This is a genomic window from Mycobacterium mantenii, assembly GCF_010731775.1.
Taxonomy (GTDB): domain Bacteria; phylum Actinomycetota; class Actinomycetes; order Mycobacteriales; family Mycobacteriaceae; genus Mycobacterium; species Mycobacterium mantenii.
In genome coordinates, this window is the sequence record NZ_AP022590.1 from 5044971 (window position 1) to 5069577 (window position 24607).

Consider the following 24607-nt stretch of genomic DNA (forward strand, 5'->3'; position numbering starts at 1 on the left):
GTGATACGGGCAGGCTAACCCCTTGCTCGCGTGACGAGTCTAGAGGTACGCCAGTGTGTCTAACGTGCCAACGCTACACACGATTGGCGTGTCGAGGTGCCTTAAACTGCGGATTGACGTGCGAATGGCCGTGTATCCGGGTTGGCAATGTCAGCTCGTCGCGGTCAACGAAGCCGATCGCAAACGACGGCGCGGCGTGACGCGGCCCGCCGCCGCGCCCGTTCGCCGGGGCCTCGGCCAGCTGCTGAATCTCGCGCCGATGCAGGTATTCCAGCGCCTCCGGCATGCCTTCGGACGCCAGCGTGTGCATGTCCACACCGCCGGCACGTTCGAGGAACTCATCGACGTCGGCCACCGCCAAGGTGTCCGGGGCCAGCTCGGACTCGATCCGCCCAAGACCCAGCGCCGCCAGCATCAGCAGCGCCGGAACACCGGCCACCAGCAACCACGACACCAGAAGAGTAAACATGGCCTTGAATCAACACCGGGTCTCAGCGAGATCACGAAATCAGTACTCTGTCGTAGGTGACAGCGGCTAAGTCGTCCGGGCGTTCGAAATCGACTCCGGCCCCGCCCGGCGGCGGTGATGCCCGGCGCTGGTCCGAAGAAACCCGAGTCGGCTTGGTGCGACGGGCGCGGCGGATGAATCGTGCACTGGCACAGGCGTTTCCGGACGCACACTGCGAGCTGGACTTCACCACGCCGCTGGAACTGACCGTCGCCACGATCCTTTCGGCGCAGAGCACCGACAAGAGGGTCAATCTGACGACGCCGGCACTGTTCAAGCGGTATCCGTCGGCGCTGGATTACGCGCAGGCCAACCGCGACGAGCTGGAAAACCTCATCCGTCCGACCGGATTTTTCCGCAATAAGGCGTCCTCGCTGATCGGCCTGGGGCAGGCCCTCGTCGAACGGTTCGACGGCGAGGTGCCGTCGACCATGGCCGAACTGGTCACGCTGCCCGGAGTGGGACGCAAGACGGCCAACGTCATCCTGGGCAACGCGTTCGGGATCCCCGGCATCACCGTCGACACTCACTTCGCGCGGCTGGTGCACAGGTGGCGTTGGACCGCGGACAAGGATCCGGTCAAGATCGAGCACTCCGTCGGTGAGCTCATCGAACGCGGGGAGTGGACCATGTTGAGCCACCGGGTGATCTTCCACGGCCGCCGGGTGTGCCACGCGCGCAAACCGGCTTGCGGTGTCTGCCTGATCGCCAAGGACTGCCCCTCCTTCGGCCTGGGCCCCACCGAAGCGGCGCTGGCCGCGCCGCTGGTGAAGGGCCCGGAAACCGAGCACCTGCTCGCCCTGGCCGGCCTGTAAGCCAGCCCGCGACCGACGCGCACAGGGACCGCAATGCCGACGCTGACCCGGAAGGCTCGGTGGCACATTGCGATTCTGGCGGTGGTGGCGACGCTGATCGCGGCGCTGGTCGCCCAGCTGCGCGATGACTCAAGCACCACGGGGTCGCCCGCGAGCGGCCGGCCGGCGGCCGGCCGGGACCACCGCGACGCCGACACGCCCGCCGCGTTGGCGGGTCCGCGGCAACGCGCCAACCTGCCGCCGTGCCCTGGCGCCGGAAGCGGTCCGGGCCCCGAGGCGCTGCGCGGTGTGACGGCGGATTGCGCCGCCGACGGTTCGGTTGTCGACGTCGCCCGCGCGGTGGCCGGGCGCCGGGTCGTCCTCAACCTGTGGGCGTATTGGTGCGCGCCGTGCGCCGCCGAACTGCCCGCCATGGCCGAGTATCAACGTCGGGCCGGTTCGGACGTGACGGTGGTGACGGTGCATCAAGACGAGAACGAGACGGCCGCCCTGCTGCGGCTGGCCGAGCTCGGCGTGCGCCTGCCGACCCTGCAGGACGGTCGTCGCCGGGTCGCGGCCGCGCTGCGGGTGGCAAATGTGATGCCCGCGACGGTGGTTCTCCGGCCGGACGGTAGCGTTGCCCAGACGCTGCCACGAGCTTTCAACACTGCCGATGAGATCGCGGCTGCGATCGGCAACGACAGGGGATAAGCGGAAAAATTGAACCGACTGGAGGGGCCGTGAGTGCTGGGGGTTCACCCCTGCGGAATGGGGACCCCGCCCCCGCGCGCGGGACCGTTCCGCTGAGGCCTGACGCCAGCCCACCCTGGCTGCGTCCGCTGGTCGACAACGTCGATGACGTTCCCGACGCGGCCCGGCGCCGCCTGCCGGCCGACGTGCTGGCGATGATCACCGGCACGGCCGCATCGGCGGTCACGACGCTGCGCGGCGGCGGCCGCGAAGCCGCCGTCCTGGTGCTGTTCTCCGGTCCGCAGTCCGGGCCACCCGATGGCGGTATCCCCAACGACGCCGACCTGCTGGTCACTGTGCGGGCGTCGACCCTTCGCCACCACGCCGGTCAGGCGGCGTTTCCCGGCGGCGCCTCCGATCCCACCGACGACGGACCGGTGGGCACCGCGCTGCGCGAAGCCCGCGAGGAAACCGGGATCGACGTCAGCAGGCTGCATCCGCTGGCCACGATGGAGCGGATGTTCATCGCGCCGTCGCAGTTTCACGTCGTCCCGGTGCTGGCCTACTCGCCGGATCCCGGCCCGGTGGCCGTCGTCAATGAGGCCGAAACGGCGATCGTGGCCCGAGTTCCGGTGCGCGCCTTCATCAACCCGGCCAACCGGCTGATGGTCTACCGCGGCGACCTTGGGCGCCGGTGGGCCGGCCCGGCGTTTCTGCTCAACGAGATGCTGGTCTGGGGATTCACTGGCCAGGTGATCTCCGCGCTGCTCGACGTCGCCGGCTGGGCCCAGCCGTGGGACACCACCGACGAGCGGGAATTGGACGCGGCGATGGCGCTGGTCGGCGAAGGCGGGTCTCGATGAATTCCATGACCCCGTCGCAGTGGCTGGATGTCGCCGTCCTGGCGGTCGCCTTCATCGCGGCGATCTCGGGCTGGCGCTCGGGCGCGCTGGGCTCGTTGCTGTCGTTCGTCGGCGTGCTGCTCGGCGCGATCGCCGGGGTGCTGCTGGCACCCCACCTGGTCAGCCACATCGCCGCGCCGCGCGCGAAATTGTTTGCCGCACTGTTCTTGATCCTCGCGCTGGTCGTCATCGGCGAGGTCGCCGGTGTGGTGCTGGGACGCGCCGTCCGCGGCGCGATCCGCAGCCGTTCCATCCGGACGGTCGACTCTGTCATCGGGGTGGCGGTCCAGCTGGTCGTGGTGCTTACCGCGGCGTGGCTGTTGGCGACGCCGCTGACCCAGTCCAAGGACCAGCCCGAACTTGCCGCCGCGGTCCGCGGTTCGCGAGTGTTGGCCCAGGTCAACGAGCTGGCGCCGCCCTGGCTCAAGACGGTGCCCAAGCGACTTTCCGCGCTGCTGAACACCTCCGGTCTGCCCGCGGTGCTGGAGCCGTTCAGCCGCACCCCGGTCATTCCGGTCGCCTCTCCCGATCCCGAGCTGGCCGCCAATCCGGTGGTGCAGTCCACCGCGCCCAGTGTGGTCAAGGTCCGCAGCCTGGCCCCCAGCTGCCAGAAAGTGTTGGAGGGCAGCGGATTCGTGATCGCACCGGACCGGGTGATGACCAATGCGCACGTGGTGGCCGGTTCCAACAGTGTGCAGATCTACGCCAGCGGCAATCCCCTCGACGCCACCGTGGTGTCCTACGATCCGGCGGTCGACATCGCGATCCTGGCCGTCCCCAACTTGCCTCCGCCCCCTTTGACTTTTGCCCAGGCCGACGCGAAAACCGGTGCGAGCGTTGTGGTTCTGGGTTATCCGGGCGGCGGGAACTTCACCGCGACCCCGGCCAGGATCCGCGAACTCATCATGAACCATCCCGCGTTTGATGCGCACCTCCTTCCTTGGGAAGGTGCATGTCATGCCGAGCAAGTACGACCCGCAGACGCGGGCCAAGGCGGTCCGTCTGGTGTTGGAGCACCGTGCTGACTACCCAAGTGAGTGGGCGGCGATCACGGCGGTGTCCAAGCGGTTGGGGATGACGGCCGAGACGCTGCGTAGTTGGATCCGTCAGCAGCAGGTCGACGACGGTGATCGTGACGGTGTCTCCTCGGCGGCGGCCGCTGAGATCCGCGCCCTCAAGCGGCGCAACGCCGAGCTCGAGCAGACGATCGAAATCCTCAAGGCGGCAACGTCTTTCTTCGTGCGGGAGAGCGACCCGCGCAACCGCCGCTGACCAGTTCGGTCTGCGAGTTCATCGCCAAACACAGGCACCGCTTCGGGGTCGCTCCGATCTGCCGCGTGCTCACCGAGCACGGTGTGCCGATCGCCCCACGCACCTTCTACGCCTGGGTCAAGCGGGCACCGTCGAAGCGAGCCCTGTGGGACGCCACCATCAGCGAGGTCTTGGCCGGCTACTACGAACCCGATGAGCACGGCCGGCGCAAGCCCGAGTCGCTGTACGGGTCGGTGAAGATGTGGGCACATCTGCAGCGCAAAGGCATCCCGGTGGCGAAGTCCACGGTGGAACGCCTGATGCGCCGAAACGGGTGGCAGGGCGTACGCCGCCAGAAGGCCGTGCGCACCACGATCGCCGACCCGGCGGCGGTGAGGCCACCGGATCTGGTGGATCGCCAGTTCGGGGTGGGCGCACCCAACCAGCTGCTCGTTGCGGACTTCACCTACGTCAAGCTCGTCACGGGGGTGTTCGTCTACGTCGCATTCGTCATCGACGCCTACGCCGGGGCGATCGTGGGATGGGAGGCCTGCGCCTCCAAGCAGACCCAGTTCGTCGAATCGGCGATCCGTCAGGCCGTCGCATTGCGGTCGCGTCAGGGTCACCCGATCGAGGACGCCATCCACCACAGCGACGCAGGATCGCAGTACACCAGCGTGAGATTCGGTGAAACACTTGCCCTTTCGGGCATCCGACCCTCGGTCGGCAGTGTCGGCGATGCCTATGACAATGCTCTGGCCGAGACCACGATCGGACTCTACAAGACTGAGTGCATCCGGCCTGATTCCCCGTTCCGTCGCGGGCCGCTCACCACGGTCGGTGACGTCGAGTACATCACCGCCGACTACGTCGCCTGGTACAACCAGCAGCGCCTCATGCACCGCCTCGGCCGAGTCCCACCCGCCGAAGCCGAAGCCCAGTACTATTCCCAACACGTGACCGACCAACCGGCCGGCTCACAGAACCCCGAGGGTGCATGAAACCCGGGATGCTTCATCAAGTTGAGCGGACCTGACATCTATCGGGATCCGGCTCCGGTCACGCGTGACGTCTACACGATCAGAGCCAGTGTGGAGCAAGGCAATTCGGGTGGACCGCTGATTGATCTCGACGGTCACGTGCTCGGTGTGGTGTTCGGCGCAGCGGTCGACGATCCAGACACCGGGTTCGTGTTAACCGCCGACGAGGTCGCCAGTCAGCTCGCCAGGGTTGGAGACAGCCAACTCGTGGGCACCGGGTCCTGCGTCGGCTGAGCCGCCGGGCTCACCTCGCTCGGGTCAGGTGCACCTGCTCGAGAAATTTAGTCAGGTGCCTGTTGATTTCTTCGGGCGCCTCTTCGTGGCTGAAATGCCCTGCGCCCGCGATGGATACGTAGCGTCCTTGCGGCGCATAGCGCTGCGTACGGTCGACCGGGTCGGCCAGCACATAGGGATCCGCCTCGCCGCGCAGGTGTAGCAGCGGCACGCTGAGCTGCTGGCTCATCGACCTCATGAAGCGTCGGCCTTCATCACGCAGTTGGCTGCGCACGGCCCAACGCTGGTATTCCAATGCGCTGTGCGCGGCCGCCGGGATCTGGATCGCCGTGCGCAGATAGCTGATGGCCTCGGAAAAGTCTTCGGAGGCAAGCCATTTGCCGCAGCTACGGCTGCGGACCAGTCGCTCGATCTCGGCGGCGTCGTCCCGGGTCAACAAGCGCTCGGGCCACAACGGAATCTGGTATTGCAGCAGCGTCGGCAAAAGGGCATAACCCTGGTCGCGTCGCGTCAACGTGGATCGCCGCAACGCCGCCGGGTGCGGCGAGCTGATCAGCGCGATTGCGGACACCAGCCGCGGATGAAGCAAGGCCGTCGCCCAGCATCCCAGGCCTCCGTCGGCGTGGCCCACCAGGGTCGCCGTGGAGTGCCCCAGCGCCCGGATGAGTCCGGCCGTGTCGCCGGCCATCGTCCAGCCGTCGTAGCCGCGGGGCGGCTTATCGCTGCCGCCGTAGCCGCGCAGGTCGACGGCCACCACCCGCGCCCCGCGCAGTCCGCGCAGCTGATGCCGCCAGGACCACCAGAACGATCCGAAACCGTGCAGCAGCATCACCAGTGGGCGTGCCGTCGGAGGCGGGCCGTCGACATCGCCCAGGGCCTCGACGACGTGGAAGCGGATGCCGTTGGCGTGCACATCGAGATGGCGCCACGGCCCGTCGATGCGGGTTACCGACGGATCGGGCGGCGCCATCTACCAACCCGATGGATCGGCGGCACCGCCGTTGCCGGGCTTCGCGTGCCTGCCGTGGTGCTCGGGGAGCTGCGCGGCGGGGCCGGGGGCCTTGACGTGGCCCGGTGTCAGCGCGGTACGCGTCTCCTTGACCGATTCGATGGTCTGCCGCGGCCCCCGGATCCGGCGCACCTTGAGGAAGCCCAGCAGCGCCAGCAAGGCGCCGACCACCACCATGATCCCGAACACGATCAGGTACGCCACCCAGCGCCACAGCCAGGTATCGAGCAGCTCGGCGACGAAGAAGAAGAAAAAGAAGGTCGAGTAGAACAGCACCACCAGCGCGGCAATGAAGAAGACGCTGCCGGTGAGACCCTTCTTGACGTCCCGGGTGATCTCGGCGCGAGCCAATTCGACTTCGGCACGGACCAGCGTGGAGACCTGGGTGGTCGCATCTTTGATCAGATCACCGATCGACGGCTCGGCGGGTTTGGCGTGCGGGTCGGTCAACGGAATCGTGGTCAGGGTGCTGGGCACACCGTTCTTGCCATCGGCTTTGCTCACAGACGGTCCTCTTTCGTCGTCACCCGGCTCGCTTGTCGTCGCGGTTTATGTTGCCATGTGGCGCCCGGATAGAAGAAGCCAGACGAGGCCAGCCGAGCCCGCGCCGCCGGGTTCGAGCACCGGGTCGTTTCGCCCGACGGGCAGTTCGGTTCGGAACGGCAGGCGGTCGGTGACGCCGCGGGGCGAGCGGGCTCTGCGGCGCGTACATCGCACCCCGGCCGATTACACTCGGCCAAGCCGGTCTCGATGTCCGGCCGACCGATGGGAGTGGGGCTGTGCGGAGAGCGCACCGGTGCTTCTTGGTGGCGATGGTCGCCCTGCTCGTGACCGCGATGGGTTCGCTTGCCCGCGCCGCCGCGGCCGACGTCCGGATCCCGATCGGCGGTGGTGCGGGCATCGTCATCAACGGCGACACCATGTGCACCCTGACCACCATCGGCGGCGACGCCGCCGGCGAGCTGATCGGTTTCACGTCGGCGCATTGCGGGGGTCCGGGCGCGCAGGTCGCCGCCGAAGGTGCCGAGAACGCGGGCGTATTGGGCACCATGGTGGCCGGCAACGACAACCTGGACTACGCGGTGATCAAGTTCGATCCCGCCAAGGTGACACCGGTGGCCAACTTCAACGGCTTTTTGATCAGCGGCATCGGGCCGGAACCGGCCTTCGGTGAGATCGCCTGCAAGCAGGGCCGCACCACCGGCAACTCGTGCGGCGTCACCTGGGGGCCCGGGCAGAATCCGGGCACCATCGTGATGCAGGTCTGCGGCCAACCGGGCGACTCCGGCGCGCCGGTCACGGTCAACAATCAGCTGGTCGGGATGATCCACGGAGCGTTCAGCGACAACCTGCCGACCTGCGTCATCAAATACATCCCGCTGCACACGCCGGCGGTGGTGGTGTCGTTCAACGCGGTCCTGGCCGACATCAACACCAAACATCGGCCCGGTGCGGGGTTCAGCCCGCTGCCGGGCTGACGGCACCGGCTACTTCGCCGCCTTGATCGCGTCGAAGACGCCGGGATCGAGCAGCGTCGACGTGTCACCCAATTCGCGGTTTTCGGCGATGTCACGCAACAGCCTGCGCATGATCTTGCCGCTGCGGGTCTTGGGTAGCTCGGGCACCACGTGCACCTCCCGCGGGCGGGCGATAGGGGAGATCTCCCGGGCCACCTCAACGCGCAACTCGTCGACGATCCCGTCGTGCACGTGGAAATCGGCGCACAGCACCACGAACGCGCAGATGGCCTGGCCCGTTGTCTCGTCGGTCGCCCCGACCACCGCCGCCTCGGCGACCGCGACGTGGCCGACCAGCGCCGACTCCACCTCGGCGGTGGACAGGCGGTGCCCCGACACGTTCATGACGTCGTCGATGCGGCCCACCACCCAGATGTCGCCGTCGGCGTCGTAATAGGCGCTGTCGCCCGCGAAATACCAGCCGTGCTCGGCGAACCGCGACCAGTAGGTCTCGACGAATCGTTCCGGATCGCCCCAGATGCCGCGCAGCATCGAAGGCCACGGCTGATCCAGCACCAGGTAACCGGCCACGTGCTCACCCTCGTCGTTGCCCGGCGGCAGCTGGTCACCGTGGTCGTCGACGACCTTGGCCGAGATACCCGGTAGCGGCCGCATCGCCGAACCCGGTTTGGCCGCAGCCACTCCCGGCAGCGGGGAGATCATCGTGGCGCCCGTCTCGGTCTGCCACCAGGTGTCGACGATCGGAAGGCGGTCCGCGCCGATAACCTTGCGGTACCAGCGCCACGCTTCGGGATTGATCGGTTCGCCGACAGACCCCAACAGCCTCAGGCTGGACAGGTCGTGCGCGTCGGGGATCTCGCGTCCCCACTTCATGAACGTGCGAATCAGCGTCGGGGCGGTGTAATAGATTGTGACGCCGTACTTTTCGATGATTTCGAAATGCCGGTGCTGGCTGGGCGAGTCGGGCGTTCCCTCGTAGAGGACCTCGGTGACCCCGTTGGCCAGCGGACCGTACACCCCGTAGGTGTGCCCGGTGACCCAGCCGATGTCGGCGGTACACCAGAACACGTCGGATTCGGCCTTGATGTCGAAGACGTAGTAATGCGTGTAGGCCGCATGGGTCAGATAGCCGCCGCTGGTGTGCACGATGCCCTTGGGCTTGCCGGTGGTTCCCGAGGTGTACAGCAGGAACAACGGCTGCTCGGCGGCGAAGGGCTCCGGGGTGTGTTCGGGCGACGCGGCGTCGACGACATCGTGCCACCACAGGTCGCGGTCGTCGTTCCAGGACACGTCAATCCCGGTGCGCCGCACCACAAGTACGTGCTCGACGGGGCTGTCGCCGTTGACGGCCTCGTCGGCCGCGTCCTTCAACGGCGCGGGCTTGCCGCGGCGGAACTGGCCGTCGCTGGTGATCAGCAGCTTGGCCTGCGCGTCGGCGATGCGCGCCTGCAGGGCCTTGGCGGTGAAGCCGGCGAACACCACGCTGTGCATCAGCCCCAGCCGTGCGCAGGCCAGCATCGCGATCACCGCCTCCGGGATCAGCGGCAGATAGATCGCGACCCGGTCGCCGGCGACCAGACCGAGGTCGGTCAGCGCGTTGGCCGCCTTGCACACCTCGGCCTGCAGATCGGAATAGGTCAGGCTGCGGTGATCGCTGACGGGTTCGCCCTCCCAATGGATGGCGACCCGATCCCCCAGGCCGGCCTCCACGTGACGGTCGACGCAGTTGTAGGCGACGTTGAGCTTGCCGTCGGCGAACCACTTGGCGAACGGAGCCTCCGACCAGTCCAGCACCTCGGTGAACGGCGTCGCCCACGTCAGACGATTGGCCTGCTTGGCCCAGAACGCCAGCCGGTCCTGCTCGGCCTCGCGGTACACCTCCTCGCCGGCGTTGGCTTGCTCGGTGAACTGCGCCGGCGGCGGATACGACGAGGGGCCTGCGGTGTTGGTGGCTGTCACTGGGTTCTCTCCTGTGTCGAGGCTCGTCAACCGTCAGAGAGCCTAGCCCTACAAGGTGAAATGCGACGCGTGAAATCGAGGTCAAAGCGTGCCCGCATGCCGGATAATCACCGGTGTGCCGGGACATGGGCGGGGCCTCCGCCGACTAATCCCCAGCTTTGCCGCGGCCGCAACGATTTACGCGGCGGCCACCGCGCTGGGGTGGCCGGTATCGGCCGTGCCGATTGAGGGCGACCAGGCCACACCGTGCCGGTCGGAGCAGGTCGCCGTGAACGTCTCCCCGGCACAAGGCGCGGTGGGGCACCGCGGGCTGGCCCTGATGTTCAGCCTCGCCGGCGGGGCCGACCCGTGCACGCTCACCGGATACGCCGGGGTCGACTCGGGCGCCGGTGGGCCGTTGATTCATGCCCTGCCGACGCTGCGCGGTTACATGGGTGGGCTGCCGGACGGCGTCGATGTCCCGCCCGCCGTCCTGCTGTCGATATCGACGCAGGGGCAGGCCATCGTGGAGGGGATGGCCGTGGACGCCGACGGTGCCCCGTGCCCCACCTACACCGAGCTGAGCGTCAACCCGCCCGACACCGAAATCGTGCTCACCGTAGCGGCGACCATCGACGCCTGCGCGCTGCAGGTGCACCCGATCACCGCGGTCTGACCGGCGTCAGTCGGCCCTGACCAGGCAGTAGACCCGGGCGGGGATGGGGTAGGCGATGCCCCTGCTGTCGGACGGGCACTGGGACTTGTCCGAGCTGCCGTCGATGCGCTGACTGACCTTGACTTGCGCCCGACCCGGCTTGTCGCAGTCGCCCAACCTGAGCGTCATCGCGTCGCCATCACTAATCATCTGATAGCACTGGCCCTCTTTCAGGTTGACCGCAAAGCACAGGATCGTCGAGTCGTTGGTGAAGCGGTCATAGACGGAGTGCTCTCGTTTTCCGTCGGGGCACGTGTCGCCGGCGCCGCTCCTGGAAGCGAGTTCGTAGGTCGCCGCCGGGTCGGTGCAGCCGCCGCTCGAGCTTGAATTGAAATGCTGTGCCTTGTAGTCGCTTTCGCTGATGCAATCGCCCACCCGCAGGGACGTGTCGCCGATCGCGCTGGCGCCGAGCCCGGCCAGGACGCGCGCCGCGTTGCCCAGGATGCCCAGCCCGCCCAACGTCAGCAGCACGGCGCCCATGGTGATGAGCGCGGTAGCCGACTTCGGCGCCCGCGGCCGCGGCGGATGGCCGGGTGCGTAGCCGGGATACGGCGCAGCGGCATAGCCCGGCGGTGGCGGGTAGGGGTAACCGGGGTGGACCGGAAAGCCCGGGGGGTACTGCGGCGGGTAGCCGGGAGCCCGTCGACGGCTGCGCGAGCGCTCCACCAGCCCAATGACCAGGCAGACCAATCCAATTGCGGGCACACCGAGCCAGAACATCAAATAGCCTGCTCGCACACCCGATTCATGCGAGGCCAGATACGCCACGGTCACGACCGGATTCTAAATTGGGAACCCGTACCGGGCACTTCACCGCCGCGCGGCTGCAGGCCCTAGGGTCGGGTGTCATGCGTCGGATGCGGACCCCGGTGGCCTTGCTGGCCCCGGTTGCCGCCGCGATGCTGATGGTCGCCTCGCTGGCCGGTTGCGGTGGCGGCGTCCTCAGCCCAGACCTGGTGGTGGTCAACGGCGGGGAACCGCCCAACCCGTTGATCCCCACCGGCACCAACGACAGCCTCGGCGGGCGGATCCTGGATAGGCTCTTCGCCGGGTTGATGTCCTACGACGCCGCCGGCAATCCGTCGCCCGAGGTCGCCCAGTCGGTCGACACCACCGACAACGTCAACTACCGGATCACCCTCAAACCCGGCTGGACGTTCACCGACGGGTCGCCGGTTACCGCCCATTCCTTCGTCGACGCCTGGAACTTTGGGGCGCTGAGCACCAATGCCCAACTGCAGCAGAGCTTTTTCAGTCCCATCGACGGCTTCGAAGCCGTCGCCGGGCTGACCGGCGGCGGCAAGCCGACCGCCACCACCATGTCCGGCCTGCAGGTGATCAACGACCGGGAGTTCACCGTCCGGCTGAAGGCACCCACCATCGACTTCACGTTGCGACTGGGGCACAGCGCGTTCTATCCCTTGCCGCAGGCGGCCTTTCGGGACATGAACGCTTTCGGTCAGCACCCGATCGGCAACGGCCCGTACACACTTGCGGACGGCCCCGACGGGCCCGCGTGGGAGCACAACGTCCGAATTGACTTGCGGCCCAACCCCAATTATCACGGCAACCGCAAGCCGCACAACAAGGGGCTGAGGTTCGAGTTCTACTCCAACCTGGACACCGCCTACGCCGACCTGCTGTCCGGCAACCTCGATGTGCTGGACACGATTCCGTCCAGCGCGTTGACGGTCTTCCAGCGCGACCTGGGCGGCAACGCCGCCAGCGGACCCGTCGCCGTCAGCCAATCACTCGACACGCCGCTGCGGTTGCCGCACTTCGGGGGTGAGGAAGGTCGACTGCGGCGGTCGGCGTTGTCGGCGGCCATCAACCGTCCGCAGATCTGTCAGCAGATCTTCAACAACACCCGCAGCCCGGCCCGCGACTTCACCGCCAGTTCCTTGCCGGGATTCGACCCCAACATCGTCGGCAGTGACGCGTTGGACTTCAACCCCGAACGGGCACGCCAACTTTGGACCCAAGCAAACGCGATATCGCCGTGGAGCGGCCGGTACGCCATCGCCTACAACGCGGACAGCGGCCATCAGGAGTGGGTGGACGCGGTGGCCAACAGCATCAAGAACGTGCTGGGCATCGATGCCGTCGGTGCGCCGCAGCCCACCTTCGCCGGGTTTCGCACCCAGATCACCAACCGGACGATCGACACCGCGTTCCGGGCCGGCTGGATCGGCGACTACCCGTCGATGATCGAGTTCCTCGCCCCGCTGTACGCCACCGGTGCGGGCTCCAATGACGTCGGATACTCCAGTCACGAGTTCGACGCCGGCCTGGCCGCCGCCGAGGCGGCTCCCGACTTACGGCAGGCCGACGTCCTGGTCAACGTCGCGCAACGAATCCTTTTGCACGACATGCCCGCCGTACCGCTGTGGTATTACATCGCCGTGATCGGATGGTCACCGCAAGTCGGCGCCGTCAAGGTCACCTGGAACGGGCTGCCCGACTACGAGAATCTGGTCAAGGGCTAGGACATGGGCTGGTATATCGCGCGACGGATCGCCGTCATGGTGCCCGTCTTCCTGGGCGCCACGTTGCTGATCTACGGCATGGTCTTCCTGTTGCCTGGAGACCCGCTGGCCGCGATCGCCGGCGATCGGCCGCTGACCCCGGCCGTGGCCGCCGCGCTGCGCGCCCGCTACCACCTCGACGACCCGTTCATTGTGCAGTACCTGCGTTACCTGGGCGGCGTCGTGCGCGGCGACCTTGGCCGTGCCTACTCCGGTTTGCCGGTCAGTGCCGTTCTCGCACACGCGTTTCCGGTCACGATCCGGCTCGCGTTGATCGCCCTGGTCGTCGAGGCGGTGCTGGGCATCGGGTTCGGCGTGATGTCCGGTCTGCGCCAAGGGGGACTATTCGATGCCACGGTGCTGATCACCGGACTCATCATCATCGCGACCCCCATCTTCGTGCTGGGCTTCCTGGCCCAATTCCTGTTCGGGGTCAAGCTGGGCATCGCGCCGGTCACCGTCGGCGAACGGGCGACCTTCGCGCGCCTGCTGCTTCCCGGAATCGTCCTGGGCTCAGTCTCATTCGCGTATATCGTCCGGCTGACCAGATCGGCGGTGGCCGCCAACGCGCACGCCGACTACGTCCGCACCGCCACCGCCAAGGGATTGGCGCGGCCCCGGGTGGTGACCGTGCACATCCTGCGCAACTCGCTGATCCCGGTCGTGACTTTTCTGGGCGCCGACCTGGGAGCGCTGATGGGCGGGGCCATCGTGACCGAAGGCATCTTCAACATCCATGGTGTCGGCGGCGTGCTCTACCAGGCGGTCACCCGGCAGGAAGCGCCGACCGTGGTGTCGGTCGTGACGGTGCTGGTGCTGATCTATCTCGTCACCAATCTGATGGTGGACCTGCTCTACGCCGCCCTGGACCCAAGGATCCGCTATGCCTGAGCACTCAGGATTTTGGGGCGAAACCTGGCGAAAACTGCACCGCCGCCCGAAGTTCGTCGTCGCCGGCGTGCTGATCGTCCTCATCCTTCTCGTCGCACTGTTTCCCGCGTTGTTCACCCACGCCGACCCCGGCTACGCCGATCCCGGCCAAAGCCTGCGCGGCCCGTCGGCGGCGCACTGGTTCGGCACCGACCTGCAGGGCCACGACATCTACACCCGCACCATCTACGGGGCGCGGGCGTCGGTGACGGTCGGGTTGGGCGCCACGCTGCTGGTGTTCGTCGTCGGCGGGATGTGGGGCGCGCTGGCCGGCTTCTACGGCGGGTGGCTCGACGCCGTCGTCTCTCGTGTCGCCGACATCTTTTTCGGGCTGCCGCTGCTGCTGGCCGCGATCGTGCTCATGCAGGTTCTGCACCATCGCACGGTGTGGACCGTGATCGCCATCCTGGCCATCTTCGGCTGGCCGCAGATCGCCAGGATCGCTCGCGGCGCCGTGCTGGAGGTGCGCGGCAGCGACTATGTGCTTGCCGCCAAAGCGTTGGGGATGAGCAGGTTTCAAACGCTGCTGCGGCACGCCTTGCCGAACGCGGTGGGGCCGGTGATCGCGATGTCGACGATCGCATTGGGGGCCTTCATCGTCACCGAGGCCACCCTGTCCTACCTCGGTGTCGGGCTGCCGCCGTCGGTGGTGTCGTGGGGCGGCGACATCAACCTCGCCCAGACGCGGCTGCGGGCGGGCTCACCCATCCTGTTCTATCCCGCCGGCGCCTTGGCCACGACAGTGCTGGCGTTCATGATGATGGGTGACGCGCTCCGCGATGCCCTGGATCCGGCGTCGAGGGCGTGGCGGGCATGAGCGGTACGGTTTCGCCGCTGCTGTCGGTCGAGGGTCTGGAGGTCGGCTTCGGCGACCACGCCGCGGTGCGCGGGCTGGATCTGAGCGTGCTGCCCGGCCAGACCGTCGCGGTGGTGGGTGAATCGGGTTCGGGCAAGTCCACCACCGCCGCCGCGATACTCGGGCTCCTTCCACCCGGCGGGCGAATCACGGCCGGGCGCATCATGTTCGACGGCGTCGACATCTCGGCCGCTGATCGCCGGGCGCTTCGCTCGATCAGGGGGCGCGAGATCGGCTACATCCCGCAGGACCCGATGACCAACCTCAACCCGGTGTGGAAGGTCGGCTTTCAGATCCGGGAAGCCTTGCGGGCCAACACAACCGATCGAGGCACCCGCCAGCGGGCGGTGGAACTGCTCGCCGCGGCGGGCATGCCGGATCCGGCAAGGCAAGCCGGCCGTTACCCCCACCAGTTGTCCGGCGGCATGTGTCAGCGTGCGCTGATCGCGATCGGGCTGGCGGGCCGCCCGCGGCTGCTGATCGCCGACGAACCGACGTCCGCGCTGGACGTCACCGTGCAGCGGCAGGTCCTCGACCATCTGCAGCGGCTCACCGCCGAACTCGGCACCGCGCTGCTGCTGATCACCCACGATCTCGCGCTGGCCGCCGAACGCGCCGAGTCCGTGGTCGTCGTCCATCGCGGGGTCGTGGTGGAATCCGGTGCGGCACGGTCGATTTTGTGCAGCCCGCAACACGAGTACACGCGACGGCTGGTGGCCGCGGCGCCGGCGCTGACGATCCGAGGCCCTGCGCGGCCCCGCGCGACTGCGGAAACCGAACACCCCGAGGGCATCCTCGTCGCCGCCGCGCTGACCAAGGTCTACCGGGAAGCGCACGGGGCGCCGTGGCGGCGCACCGAATTCCGAGCGGTCGACGCGGTGTCGTTTCGGCTGCGCCGCGCGAGCACGTTGGCGATTGTCGGGGAGTCGGGGTCCGGGAAATCCACCGTGGCGCGGATGGTGCTCGGACTCCTACCGCCCACCTCGGGCACGGTGGAATTCGACGGCGTCCGGATCGACGGCGCGATGCCCCGGGACAAGCAACTGGCATTCCGCCGCCGGGTACAGCCGGTGTTCCAAAACCCCTACAGCAGCCTCGATCCCATGTACTCGGTGTTTCGTGCCATCGAGGAGCCGCTGCGCATTCACCGCGTCGGGGACCGCGGGCAGCGCGCACAAGCGGTGCACGACCTCATCGAGCAGGTGGCGCTGCCGTCGTCGGTGCTGGACCGGTTGCCGCGCGAGCTCTCGGGTGGGCAACGGCAACGGGTGGCGATCGCTCGAGCGCTGGCGTTGCGGCCCGAGGTGCTGGTCTGCGACGAGGCGGTGTCGGCGCTCGACGTGTTGGTGCAGGCGCAGATCCTTGACCTGCTGGCCGAGCTGCAGGCCGAACTGGGCTTGGCCTACCTGTTCATCAGCCATGACCTGGCGGTGATCCGGCAGATCGCCGACGACGTCCTGGTGATGCGGGCGGGCCGGGTGGTCGAGCACGGGCCCACCGGGCAGCTGTTCAGCGACCCCGGGCACGAATACACCCGGCAGTTGCTGGACGCCATCCCGCACCCGCTGGAATCCGGCGGGGATAGGTTGTGAGGTTGTGACGGCTGATCCGCTGGCCCCCCTGATGGAACTGCCCGGCGTCGCCGAGGCCAGTGACCGCGCCCGCGACGCGCTGGGTCGTGCCCACCGCCACCGCGCCAACCTGCGGGGCTGGCCCGTGACCGCCGCCGAGGCGGCGCTGCGGGCCGCGCGCGCGTCGTCGGTCCTGGACGGTGGCCCCGTGCGGCTGGAGGATCTCGCCGATGCCGGGCAGATCAGTGATCCGGTGTTTGCGGGCGCGCTTCGGGTGGCCCAGGCGCTGGAGGGCGGCGAGGGCCCCGTCGTCGCCATTTGGCGACGGGCACCGCTGCAGGCGCTGGCCCGTCTGCACGTGCTGGCCGCGGCGGAACGGGTCGACGACGAGCGGTTGGGTCGCCCGCGGGCCGATGCCGGGGTGGGGCCGCGACTGGAATTGTTGGCGGACCTGGTGAACGGGCGCACCCGGGTGCCGGCGCCGGTGCTTGCCGCGGTCGCCCACGGCGAGCTGCTGACGCTGAAGCCGTTCGGCAGCTCCGACGGTGTGGTGGCGCGGGCGGTGTCGAGGTTGGTGACCATCGCCAGCGGGCTGGACCCGCACGGGCTGGGTGTCCCCGAGGTCAGCTGGATGCGTCAACCCGCCGCGTACCGCGACGCGGCGCAGGGATTCGCCGAAGGTACGCCGGAGGGCGTGGGAGCCTGGCTGGTGCTGTGTTGCCGCGCAATGAAAGCCGGTGCGCAAGAGGCTGTGTCGATCGCCGACTCGATGTCGAACCGATAGCTGAAGCGGTAGCCACAGGCCCGTAAAATGTCACCGGAAATGGGCCGCAAAAATGTAGAGCGGGCGACGTTCCGAATGTTCGGTCCGCCGCCCGCTAGCACGGTACTCGGTTACCAAGCGTGCATTTCGGGGTTGCGTGGGTTGGCCTCGGCGATCTCACGACGCTTGTGGTTGCAACCCCACCCAAAGGGTCGTCGATACCTTCCGCATTTTCGCAATTTCGCAGGCCCGCAACACTTCTGCCATCTTCGCGGCTATGACTCCGCGTGGGTGCCGAGCACCATGCTGGGCGCCCGGGTCGGGAGAACGAACCTTCTCTTCCGGATCGATCTAGGCCTCACCAGGCTTCCGTGGTTCCTTTGTACTACTAGACCCCTAGCACAGCAAGGGTCAATTCGCGAGTAGTCCCGAATCCGGTTCGGATTACGCGTTTAAGGAGTTTGCTGCCGCGCGCCGCTGGGCTCAGAATGCGTAGCGGCGTATCAACGAATAGGTGACCGCGCCGGCCGCCAGCGCGCTGATGCTCACCGCGGCCGTCGTGGCGATCGCGGCACCCGAGGGTGCCGGGATGCGGTCGCGCAAGGACACCGGCCGGGAGAACGACATCACGGGCCACCCGCGCTCCAGGGCTTCCCGGCGCAACCCGCGGTCGGGATTCACCACGCTGGGGTGGCCGACGGACTCGAGCATCGGCAGATCGGTGATCGAGTCGGAGTAGGCGTAGCAGTGTTCCAGCGGGTAGCCCTCGCGCGCGGCCAGCTCCCGGATCGCTTGCACCTTGCCCTCGCCGTAGCAGTAGAACGCGATCTCGCCGGTGTACCGACCGTCCTCGACGACCATCCGGGTTGCCATCGCGTGGGTGGCGCCCAAGGCCCGGGCGATGGGGGCGACGATCTCTTCCCCGGATGCCGACACCACCACGACGTCACGCCCGCACAACTTGTGGGCCGCGATCAGGTCGGCGGCCTCGGCGAACACCAACGGCGTGACGATGTCGTGCAGCGTCTCGTTGACGATCGACTTGACCTGCTCGACGTCCCAACCGGTGCACATGTTGGCCATGTGGGCGCGCATCCGATCCATCTGGTCATGATCAGCACCGGAGAGCAGATAGATGAACTGCGCGTAGCTGGACTTGAGCACGGCGCGGCGGTTGAGCAGGCCCTGGTTGAAAAACGGTTTGCTGAACGCCAGGGTGCTGGACTTGGCGATGATGGTCTTGTCCAGGTCGAAGAAGGCCGCCGTGCGGGCGTGAGGACTGGTGGTTGCCGCTGATTGCTCCGGGGCTGACTGCTCCGCGGTGGGGTCGAAGACGGTCACCGACCCAGCATAGGTCGGGTGTCTCGCGAGGCCGTGATCCCGCACCGAAAATGGCCGCTCAGGGCGGTTCGGGGTCCGGATGGAAGAGTGTTTACGCGGCTCAAGCTGTTTTTTCAGTAAAAGATCTTCTTGCGTTACTCCGGCTTGTCATGTGTATAGTAAGCATTACTCGGCCTGAGCCGAGGGTGTATCAGCCCGACCCCCCGGGGCTGATACACGACGACCCTCGCCTCCTCCCCCCCTGGCGGGGGTCGTCCCTTTTCTACGGCGGGTTTTCCTCGCCTCCCGGCACCGGGCTCGGCTCCCGATGCGTTGCGGGAAACTGTGTCCGTCGTCGCTGGCGGCGTGGTCCCGCGACGCGTTTGTGCACACTCGCGTCTCTATCCACAAATCCGCATTTGGGACTGTTGTGCCAAGGTCACGGCCCCGCACAGTGGTCGGATGACAAGCGGCTCCGGAGTTGACGCGACGGGTTCGGCTGGTGTGTTGGCGGTGCTGGCGGAGTCCGACATGCGCGCCGAGTTGGACCGGGTGGCGGCCGCCGCCGGCGTGCGGGTGGTCCATGCCAGCGATGTGGCTCCGGTCAGCCGCAAGAGTTGGGCGGCGGCCGCGGCCGTCGTGCTCGACGCGCGGGCCGCGGCCCGGTGCGGGCGATGGGCGCTGCCGCGCCGTGATCACGTGACCGTCCTGACCGTCACCGAACCCGAGACGGCAACGTGGGCGGCTGCCGTCGGGGTCGGCGCCGAGCATGTGTTGCAACTGCCGGGGCAGGAAGCGGACTTGGTCGGCGCCCTGGCCGAAGCGGCCGAATCGGCGCGCGACGACGGGTCCCGTGGCCACGCGGTCGCCGTCATCGGGGGATGCGGCGGAGCCGGCGCCTCCCTGCTCGCGGTCGCCCTGGCCCAGGGCGCAACCAACGCGCTGCTGGTGGACCTCGACCCGTGGGGCGGCGGGCTCGACTTGTTGCTGGGCGGCGAATCCACTCCGGGGCTGCGCTGGCCGGACCTTGCGTTGCAGGGCGGGCGGCTCAACTGGTCGGCGGTACGCGATGCGCTGCCGCGCCACCGCGGAGTCAGCGTGCTGTCCGGCACCCGGCGCGGATACGAGTTGGACGCCGGGCCGGTGCACGCCGTCATCGACGCCGGCCGCCGCGGGGCGGTCACCGTCGTCTGCGACCTCCCCCGCCGACTCACCGACGCGACCCAGGCGGCGCTGAGCGCGGCGGATCTGGTCGTCGTCGTCAGTCGCTGCGATGTGCGCGCGTGCGCGGCGACCGGGGCACTGGCGCCGGCCTTGGCGTCCCTCAATCCCAATGTCGGCCTGGTGGTGCGGGGCCCCTCGCCGGGCGGCTTGCGGGCCGCCGAGATCGCCGAGATCGCCGGATTGTCATTGCTGGCCACCATCAAAGCCCAGCCGCAACTGGCGGAGCAGGCCGACCGGGGCGGCCTGCGGTTGGGGCGGCGCACGGCGCTCGGGGTGGCGGCCCGGCAGGTGCTTGCCGTGTTGCCACCCGGCGCGGCGCGGCGGCGGGCGGGGCAGAACGGCCGGGCGGCGTGAGCGGTTCGCTGATCGAACGTGTCCGCGAGCGACTGGCCGGCGAAGCCGGCCCGCCGGGGGCCCCGTTGGCGGCTTCGGTGGTGGCCGCCGCGATCCGGGCGGAGTCCGGCGGGATGCTCGGCGACACCGAGGTGCTGGCCAATCTCCGGGTGCTGCAGACCGAACTCACCGGCGCCGGCATCCTCGATCCGCTGCTCTGCGCCGACGGGACGACCGACGTCTTGGTCACCGCACCGGATGCGGTGTGGGTTGACGACGGCACCGGTCTGCGGCGCACCGAGGTTCGTTTTCCCGACGAGGCGTCGGTGCGGCGGTTGGCGCAGCGGCTGGCGCTGGCCGCCGGACGGCGCCTCGATGACGCGCAGCCCTGGGTGGACGGCGAGCTGACCGGCATCGGCCCCGGCGGGTCCGCGGTGCGGCTGCATGCGGTGTTGCCGCCCGTGGCGGCCGCGGGCACCTGCGTGTCGCTGCGTGTCCTACGGCCCGCCAGCCAGGATCTGTCGGCCCTGACCGCCGCCGGTGCGATCGAGCCGGCGGCCGCCGCGCTGGTCACCGACATCATCGGCGCGCGATTGGCGTTCCTGGTCAGCGGCGGCACCGGCGCCGGCAAGACGACACTGCTCGCCGCGATGCTGGGTGCCGTATCGCCGGCCGAACGGATCGTCTGCGTGGAGGATGCCGCGGAGCTCGCGCCGCGGCACCCGCATCTGGTGAAGCTGGTCGCGCGGTGCGCCAACGTCGAAGGCGTCGGCGAGGTTCCGGTGCGCCAGCTGGTCCGGCAGGCGCTGCGGATGCGGCCCGACCGCATCGTGGTCGGCGAGGTCAGGGGCGCCGAAGTGGTGGATCTGCTGGCCGCCCTGAACACCGGGCACGACGGCGGCGCGGGCACCGTGCACGCCAATAGCCCCGGGGAGGTTCCCGCCCGCCTGGAGGCCTTGGGTGCACTCGGCGGCCTCGATGGGGCCGCACTGCACAGCCAACTCGCCGCCGCCGTGCAGGTGCTGCTGCACGTCGAGCGTGACCGCGCCGGGCGGCGGCGACTCAGCGAAATCGCTGCGCTGCAACATGATCAAGGCCGGGTGCGGGCGGTCACCGTATGGCATGCGGATCGCGGGATGACGGACGCCGCGCCGCGGCTGCGGAATCTGCTGAACAGCCGGATGCCGGCGTGAACGGCCCGCTAGCCGGGGCGCTGCTGTTGTCGCTCGCGCTCGTCGTCGTTCGGCCCTCGCCGCGACGACGATTATCGGCGTCACGACGGCGCCGGTTCTCACCGGCCACCGGGGCTCGTGGGGCGGCCTGCGTCGCCGCGGGCATCGGCTGCGCCACCGCCATCGCGCTGCCGCTGACCGCTGTCCTGTGCGTCGCGGTCGTGGGCGCGACCGTGGGCCTGCGTTACCGGCGGCGCCGACGTATCCGGCGCGCGGCCACCGAGGGTCACGCACTGCACACCGCGCTCGAGGTGCTTGTCGGTGAATTGCGGGCCGGCTCGCATCCGGTGCGCGCGTTCTGCGTCGCCGCCGACGACACCGGCGGCGCGGTAGCGGTATCGCTGCGTTCGGTGGCGGCGCGGGCCCGGCTGGGTGCCGACGTCGCGGCCGGCCTGGCCGCGGCGGGCCGCTCCTCGGCGCTGCCCACCCATTGGGAGCGGCTCGCGCTGTGCTGGCGACTGGCCAGCGACAACGGGCTGGGAATAGCCACCCTGATGCGCGCCGCCCAGCGCGATATCGCTGCGCGGCAACGGTTCTCGGCTCAGGTGTCCTCGAGCATGGCCGGCGCGCGCGCAACCGCGGCGATACTGGCCGCGCTGCCGCTGCTCGGCGTGTTGCTGGGGCAACTGATCGGGGCCCGGCCGCTGGGCTTCTTGCTGAGCGGGCACGCGGGCGGGTGGCTGTTGCTCATCGGCTCGACGTTGGCCTGCGTCGGTCTGCTGTGGTCCGACCGCATCGCCGATCGGGTGGCGTCGTGAGTGCGGCGGCGACGATGCAAAGCGCGGCGGCGCTCCTGGCCGTGGCGCTGTGGATCGGTCCCGGTCCTGCGCTGGTGCGAAGCCGCGCAGGGATGCCGGCGCGTGGCGGCCGGCTGCGGCGGCGCGCGGCGCCGGCGCGCGGCCTTGACCCGCTGGCGGTCGCCTCCTGTCTCGACGTGCTGGCCGTGTGTCTGGAGGCGGGCATGGCCGTGTCTGCCGCCGCGGCGGCCGCCGCGCCGTCCGCACCGCCGAACCTGGCCAGGGTGTTGCGCCGCGCCGCCGACCTGCTCGCACTGGGCGCCGATCCCGCTGTCGCATGGTCCATTCCGTCCGGACCGCAAAATCCGGCCGACCCGCAGATCGATGCGTTGCTGAGGCTGGCCCGGCGATCGGCGTCCTCGGGTGCGGCGCTGGCCGGTGGCGTCGCCGACTTGGCGGAGGAATCTCGGCAGGACACCGCGCACGCGGCGACGGCGGCCGCCGAACGGGCCGGCGTACTAATCGCCGGGCCGCTGGGCCTGTGCTTTCTGCCGGCGTTCGTCTGCCTGGGCATCGTCCCGGTCGTAGCCGGCCTGGCCGGTGATGTCCTGCAGTCGGGCCTGCTGTGAAACGAAAGGAAGCCATTGATGATCAACATGTTTCGCGAATTCTCTGCGCGGGTCGCCTTGCTGGCCGCCGACGAGTCGGGCATGTCGACGGTCGAGTACGCCATCGGCACCATCGCGGCGGCCGCCTTCGGCGCGGTGCTCTACACCGTCGTCACCGGCGATTCCATCGTCTCGGCGCTGACCAACATCATCGGTCGTGCGCTCAACACCAAGGTGTAGCCGGTGCCAGCACCGTCGAGGCGGCACTGGGCATCGCCGCGCTCGTCGTGGTGCTGGTGTTGTGCCTGGCCGGGATCACCGCGATATCGATGCAGGTGCGCTGTGTCGACGCCGCCCGCGAAGCTGCCCGGCTGGCGGCCCGCGGCGACGAGCGCTCCGCGGTGTCCGCCGCCCGCCGGCTCGCGCCCGCCCGTGCGCGGGTCGACCTGCGCCGCGACGGGGATTTCCTGGTGGCTACCGTCGTCGCGCATTCGAAGTTATTGCCCACCATCGATATTGCGGCCAAAGCCGTCTCGGCGGCCGAACCGTCGCGATGATCGAGGCTCCGCCACTCTGGTCGCCGCCTGGATGGTCGTGGTGCTGCTGACGGCGACCGGGGCCGGCGCGTACCTGGGCTCGGCGGTGGTGGCACGCCACCGCGCGCAGGCGGTGGCCGACCTGGCCGCCTTGGCCGCCGCCGCCCGGCTGAGCTCCGGGGGGGCGGCGGCCTGCGCGGTCGCCGCGGGCGTGGCCCGCCGGATGCGGGTCGACGATATCCGTTGCGTGGTCGACGGTCTCGATGTCGTCATCACGGCGCGGGTGGCGGTCGCTTTCGGCGGCGCGGCCAGGGCCGCCGCGCGGGCGGGCCCGGCGACCGGGGCATCGGATTAGGGCGCTGCGTCGGGGGGTGGCGACAAACCCGCGGTGGCCAGTTCCTCGTCGGTGGGTAAGCGCAGCGATACCAGCCCGGCGTACGTGTCCGTTTCCAGCTCGATGCGGTTGACGGTGACGTGCACTGGCACCCAATCTCCGTCGTGCCCGGGCAACCGCAACACGCGACTGGTGGCGCCCCCGCTGAATTCCCTTGTCATGGTGGACATCAAGTCCTGGTCATCGGGGTGAACCCGGGGCTTGCCCGCCTCGATGGTGCGCCAGTCGTAAAAGGTGCAGGGCTCGTCGAGCCATTTCAGCAGGGTCCAGGTGTTGAGGTCGATCAGCGCGCGATGAACCCCGGCCTGGGCGAGGCCGCTGAGGATCCGCTGCGCCAGATCGTCGGTCGACACCTCTGGGCCCTTCAATTCGGACTGCCAGTTGATGGCCCGCGCCACCAAGTGCTCCCGGCCGTCGGGTCCCGGTTCCAGGATCGTGCGCGCGACAAAACCGATCCGGATCGACTCTCCGCGCCAGTCGGTGAGATCCCAAGTGCTGCACAGCGTTTGGTCGGGCTTGGCCTTGACCGCCATGGCCAGCACTTTGGTTTCGTTCGGGTTGAGTTCACGGGACGGGAGGTCCTCGGCGAAGGCCCTGCCGAAGGTGACTTCGACTTCGGGGTTCTTGCCGCTGTTGATCAGCGATTCGCGGGTGTCGGTGGCCACCCCGAGGGTCAGGTCCCACTTCAGTGGCCCCGGGATCGGCCGCTCGGGCGGGTCGGTGTCCGCGGGGCCGGTCCAGACATGCACGCCGTGGATGAAGCCGTCGGACATCACCACCGGCTCGGTGCGAATGATGCGGTCGCGTTTGGGCGTGATGCTGGTTAACGCCTGGCCGGTCTGCACCGACTCGGCGATGGCCGTGCGAACAGCGGCGAGATAGGGGCTGCGGCGCAGGAACGTGGTGATAGGGACGAGATTTTTGAGCTGGCGGCCCTGCGACACAACGGTGGGGTCTCCGCCGAGTGTCTCCACGAGCAACCAGTCGTGGGCCATGGGGCCGATTTTACGGTGAGAGGA

The 24607-nt window shown here is 68.8% G+C and carries 25 protein-coding genes and 2 pseudogenes; 20 read left to right on the top strand and 7 right to left on the bottom strand.

What is annotated here, in order from left to right:
• Positions 1-73 precede the first annotated feature (73 nt).
• Positions 74-469 carry a hypothetical protein gene (locus G6N50_RS23105; protein WP_232068823.1) on the bottom strand — a complete coding sequence of 132 codons (396 nt, stop codon included), beginning with the start codon at positions 467-469 and terminating at the stop codon, positions 74-76.
• Positions 470-642: 173 nt separating this feature from the next.
• Here G6N50_RS23105 and nth point away from each other — a divergent pair, with 173 nt between their 5' ends.
• The 6 genes and pseudogenes from nth to G6N50_RS23135 form a co-directional block, all read left to right on the top strand.
• A complete protein-coding gene (gene nth, locus G6N50_RS23110; RefSeq protein ID WP_083100119.1) occupies positions 643-1323 on the top strand; it encodes an endonuclease III in 681 nt (226 codons plus the stop codon).
• A 33-nt stretch (positions 1324-1356) separates the two neighbouring features.
• Positions 1357-2013 carry a TlpA family protein disulfide reductase gene (locus G6N50_RS23115; protein ID WP_083100121.1) on the top strand — a complete coding sequence of 219 codons (657 nt, stop codon included), beginning with the start codon at positions 1357-1359 and terminating at the stop codon, positions 2011-2013.
• Between the two features lie 29 nt (positions 2014-2042).
• Positions 2043-2855, top strand: a complete 813-nt coding sequence (locus G6N50_RS23120) for an NUDIX hydrolase (protein ID WP_083100123.1) — start codon at positions 2043-2045, stop codon at positions 2853-2855.
• A 5-nt stretch (positions 2856-2860) separates the two neighbouring features.
• Positions 2861-3799 (top strand): annotated as a pseudogene (marP, locus tag G6N50_RS23125) (acid resistance serine protease MarP); the annotation flags it as partial.
• Positions 3800-3851: 52 nt separating this feature from the next.
• Positions 3852-5146 (top strand): IS3 family transposase gene (locus G6N50_RS23130; RefSeq protein ID WP_163650845.1). Its coding sequence is split into 2 segments (ribosomal slippage): positions 3852-4125 and positions 4125-5146, totalling 1296 coding nucleotides; the frame shifts between segments, so codons are not numbered across the junction.
• A gap of 15 nt (positions 5147-5161) precedes the next feature.
• A pseudogene (locus G6N50_RS23135) lies at positions 5162-5419 on the top strand (trypsin-like serine protease); the annotation flags it as partial.
• A 10-nt stretch (positions 5420-5429) separates the two neighbouring features.
• Here the strand turns inward: G6N50_RS23135 and G6N50_RS23140 are convergent.
• Both G6N50_RS23140 and G6N50_RS23145 read right to left on the bottom strand, forming a co-directional pair.
• Complete coding sequence (locus G6N50_RS23140; RefSeq protein ID WP_083098931.1) at positions 5430-6389, bottom strand: alpha/beta fold hydrolase; 960 nt, start codon at positions 6387-6389, stop codon at positions 5430-5432.
• Positions 6390-6932 (bottom strand): phage holin family protein, encoded by a 543-nt coding sequence (locus G6N50_RS23145; protein ID WP_083098936.1) that lies wholly within the window; start codon positions 6930-6932, stop codon positions 6390-6392.
• A gap of 275 nt (positions 6933-7207) precedes the next feature.
• Here G6N50_RS23145 and G6N50_RS23150 point away from each other — a divergent pair, with 275 nt between their 5' ends.
• Positions 7208-7906: a S1 family peptidase gene (locus G6N50_RS23150; RefSeq protein ID WP_142275755.1), complete on the top strand. Its 699-nt coding sequence runs from the start codon at positions 7208-7210 to the stop codon at positions 7904-7906.
• A 9-nt stretch (positions 7907-7915) separates the two neighbouring features.
• Here the strand turns inward: G6N50_RS23150 and acs are convergent, their stop codons facing one another.
• Positions 7916-9865 (bottom strand): acetate--CoA ligase, encoded by a 1950-nt coding sequence (gene acs, locus G6N50_RS23155; protein WP_083098940.1) that lies wholly within the window; start codon positions 9863-9865, stop codon positions 7916-7918.
• A gap of 115 nt (positions 9866-9980) precedes the next feature.
• On the opposite strand from acs, the gene G6N50_RS23160 reads away from it, so the two are divergent.
• Positions 9981-10520 carry a DUF4232 domain-containing protein gene (locus G6N50_RS23160; protein ID WP_083098941.1) on the top strand — a complete coding sequence of 180 codons (540 nt, stop codon included), beginning with the start codon at positions 9981-9983 and terminating at the stop codon, positions 10518-10520.
• A gap of 6 nt (positions 10521-10526) precedes the next feature.
• Here the strand turns inward: G6N50_RS23160 and G6N50_RS23165 are convergent, their stop codons facing one another.
• Entirely contained in the window at positions 10527-11333 is an 807-nt protein-coding gene (locus G6N50_RS23165; protein WP_083098943.1) for an LppU/SCO3897 family protein, read from the bottom strand.
• 83 nt (positions 11334-11416) lie between these two features.
• Here G6N50_RS23165 and G6N50_RS23170 point away from each other — a divergent pair, with 83 nt between their 5' ends.
• From G6N50_RS23170 to G6N50_RS23190, 5 genes are read left to right on the top strand one after another with little or no spacing between them, the layout of a single operon-like run.
• A complete protein-coding gene (locus G6N50_RS23170; protein ID WP_179970181.1) occupies positions 11417-13045 on the top strand; it encodes a peptide ABC transporter substrate-binding protein in 1629 nt (542 codons plus the stop codon).
• A 3-nt stretch (positions 13046-13048) separates the two neighbouring features.
• The gene (locus G6N50_RS23175) at positions 13049-13975 is read left to right on the top strand and encodes an ABC transporter permease (protein ID WP_083098946.1); all 927 of its coding nucleotides are present in this window, start codon (positions 13049-13051) and stop codon (positions 13973-13975) included.
• The gene (locus tag G6N50_RS23180) at positions 13968-14831 is read left to right on the top strand and encodes an ABC transporter permease (protein WP_083098948.1); all 864 of its coding nucleotides are present in this window, start codon (positions 13968-13970) and stop codon (positions 14829-14831) included. Before G6N50_RS23175 ends, G6N50_RS23180 begins: the two co-directional genes overlap by 8 nt.
• Positions 14828-16462: a dipeptide ABC transporter ATP-binding protein gene (locus G6N50_RS23185; RefSeq protein WP_083099011.1), complete on the top strand. Its 1635-nt coding sequence runs from the start codon at positions 14828-14830 to the stop codon at positions 16460-16462. The genes G6N50_RS23180 and G6N50_RS23185 overlap by 4 nt, the downstream gene beginning before the upstream one ends.
• A gap of 4 nt (positions 16463-16466) precedes the next feature.
• On the top strand, positions 16467-17225 hold the full coding sequence (locus tag G6N50_RS23190) for a Fic family protein (protein ID WP_083098950.1): 759 nt from the start codon (positions 16467-16469) through the stop codon (positions 17223-17225).
• A 462-nt stretch (positions 17226-17687) separates the two neighbouring features.
• Here G6N50_RS23190 and G6N50_RS23195 read toward each other — a convergent pair whose 3' ends face one another.
• Positions 17688-18545 (bottom strand): HAD-IB family hydrolase, encoded by an 858-nt coding sequence (locus G6N50_RS23195; RefSeq protein WP_083098952.1) that lies wholly within the window; start codon positions 18543-18545, stop codon positions 17688-17690.
• Between the two features lie 441 nt (positions 18546-18986).
• Here G6N50_RS23195 and ssd point away from each other — a divergent pair, with 441 nt between their 5' ends.
• The 7 genes from ssd to G6N50_RS23230 are packed head-to-tail and all read left to right on the top strand — an operon-like array spanning position 18987 to position 23549.
• Positions 18987-20102: a septum site-determining protein Ssd gene (gene ssd / locus G6N50_RS23200; RefSeq protein ID WP_083098954.1), complete on the top strand. Its 1116-nt coding sequence runs from the start codon at positions 18987-18989 to the stop codon at positions 20100-20102.
• Positions 20099-21274, top strand: a complete 1176-nt coding sequence (locus G6N50_RS23205) for a TadA family conjugal transfer-associated ATPase (RefSeq protein ID WP_083098956.1) — start codon at positions 20099-20101, stop codon at positions 21272-21274. Before ssd ends, G6N50_RS23205 begins: the two co-directional genes overlap by 4 nt.
• The gene (locus tag G6N50_RS23210; protein WP_083098958.1) at positions 21271-22071 is read left to right on the top strand and encodes a type II secretion system F family protein; all 801 of its coding nucleotides are present in this window, start codon (positions 21271-21273) and stop codon (positions 22069-22071) included. The genes G6N50_RS23205 and G6N50_RS23210 overlap by 4 nt, the downstream gene beginning before the upstream one ends.
• A gap of 14 nt (positions 22072-22085) precedes the next feature.
• Positions 22086-22679: a type II secretion system F family protein gene (locus G6N50_RS23215; protein WP_083099013.1), complete on the top strand. Its 594-nt coding sequence runs from the start codon at positions 22086-22088 to the stop codon at positions 22677-22679.
• Between the two features lie 18 nt (positions 22680-22697).
• On the top strand, positions 22698-22898 hold the full coding sequence (locus G6N50_RS23220; protein ID WP_083098961.1) for a DUF4244 domain-containing protein: 201 nt from the start codon (positions 22698-22700) through the stop codon (positions 22896-22898).
• A 26-nt stretch (positions 22899-22924) separates the two neighbouring features.
• Positions 22925-23215, top strand: a complete 291-nt coding sequence (locus G6N50_RS23225) for a TadE family type IV pilus minor pilin (protein ID WP_179970183.1) — start codon at positions 22925-22927, stop codon at positions 23213-23215.
• 31 nt (positions 23216-23246) lie between these two features.
• The gene (locus G6N50_RS23230; RefSeq protein WP_308204206.1) at positions 23247-23549 is read left to right on the top strand and encodes an Rv3654c family TadE-like protein; all 303 of its coding nucleotides are present in this window, start codon (positions 23247-23249) and stop codon (positions 23547-23549) included.
• Here G6N50_RS23230 and G6N50_RS23235 read toward each other — a convergent pair.
• The gene (locus G6N50_RS23235; protein ID WP_083099017.1) at positions 23546-24583 is read right to left on the bottom strand and encodes a PAS domain-containing protein; all 1038 of its coding nucleotides are present in this window, start codon (positions 24581-24583) and stop codon (positions 23546-23548) included. The genes G6N50_RS23230 and G6N50_RS23235 overlap by 4 nt on opposite strands.
• Positions 24584-24607: the final 24 nt, after the last annotated feature.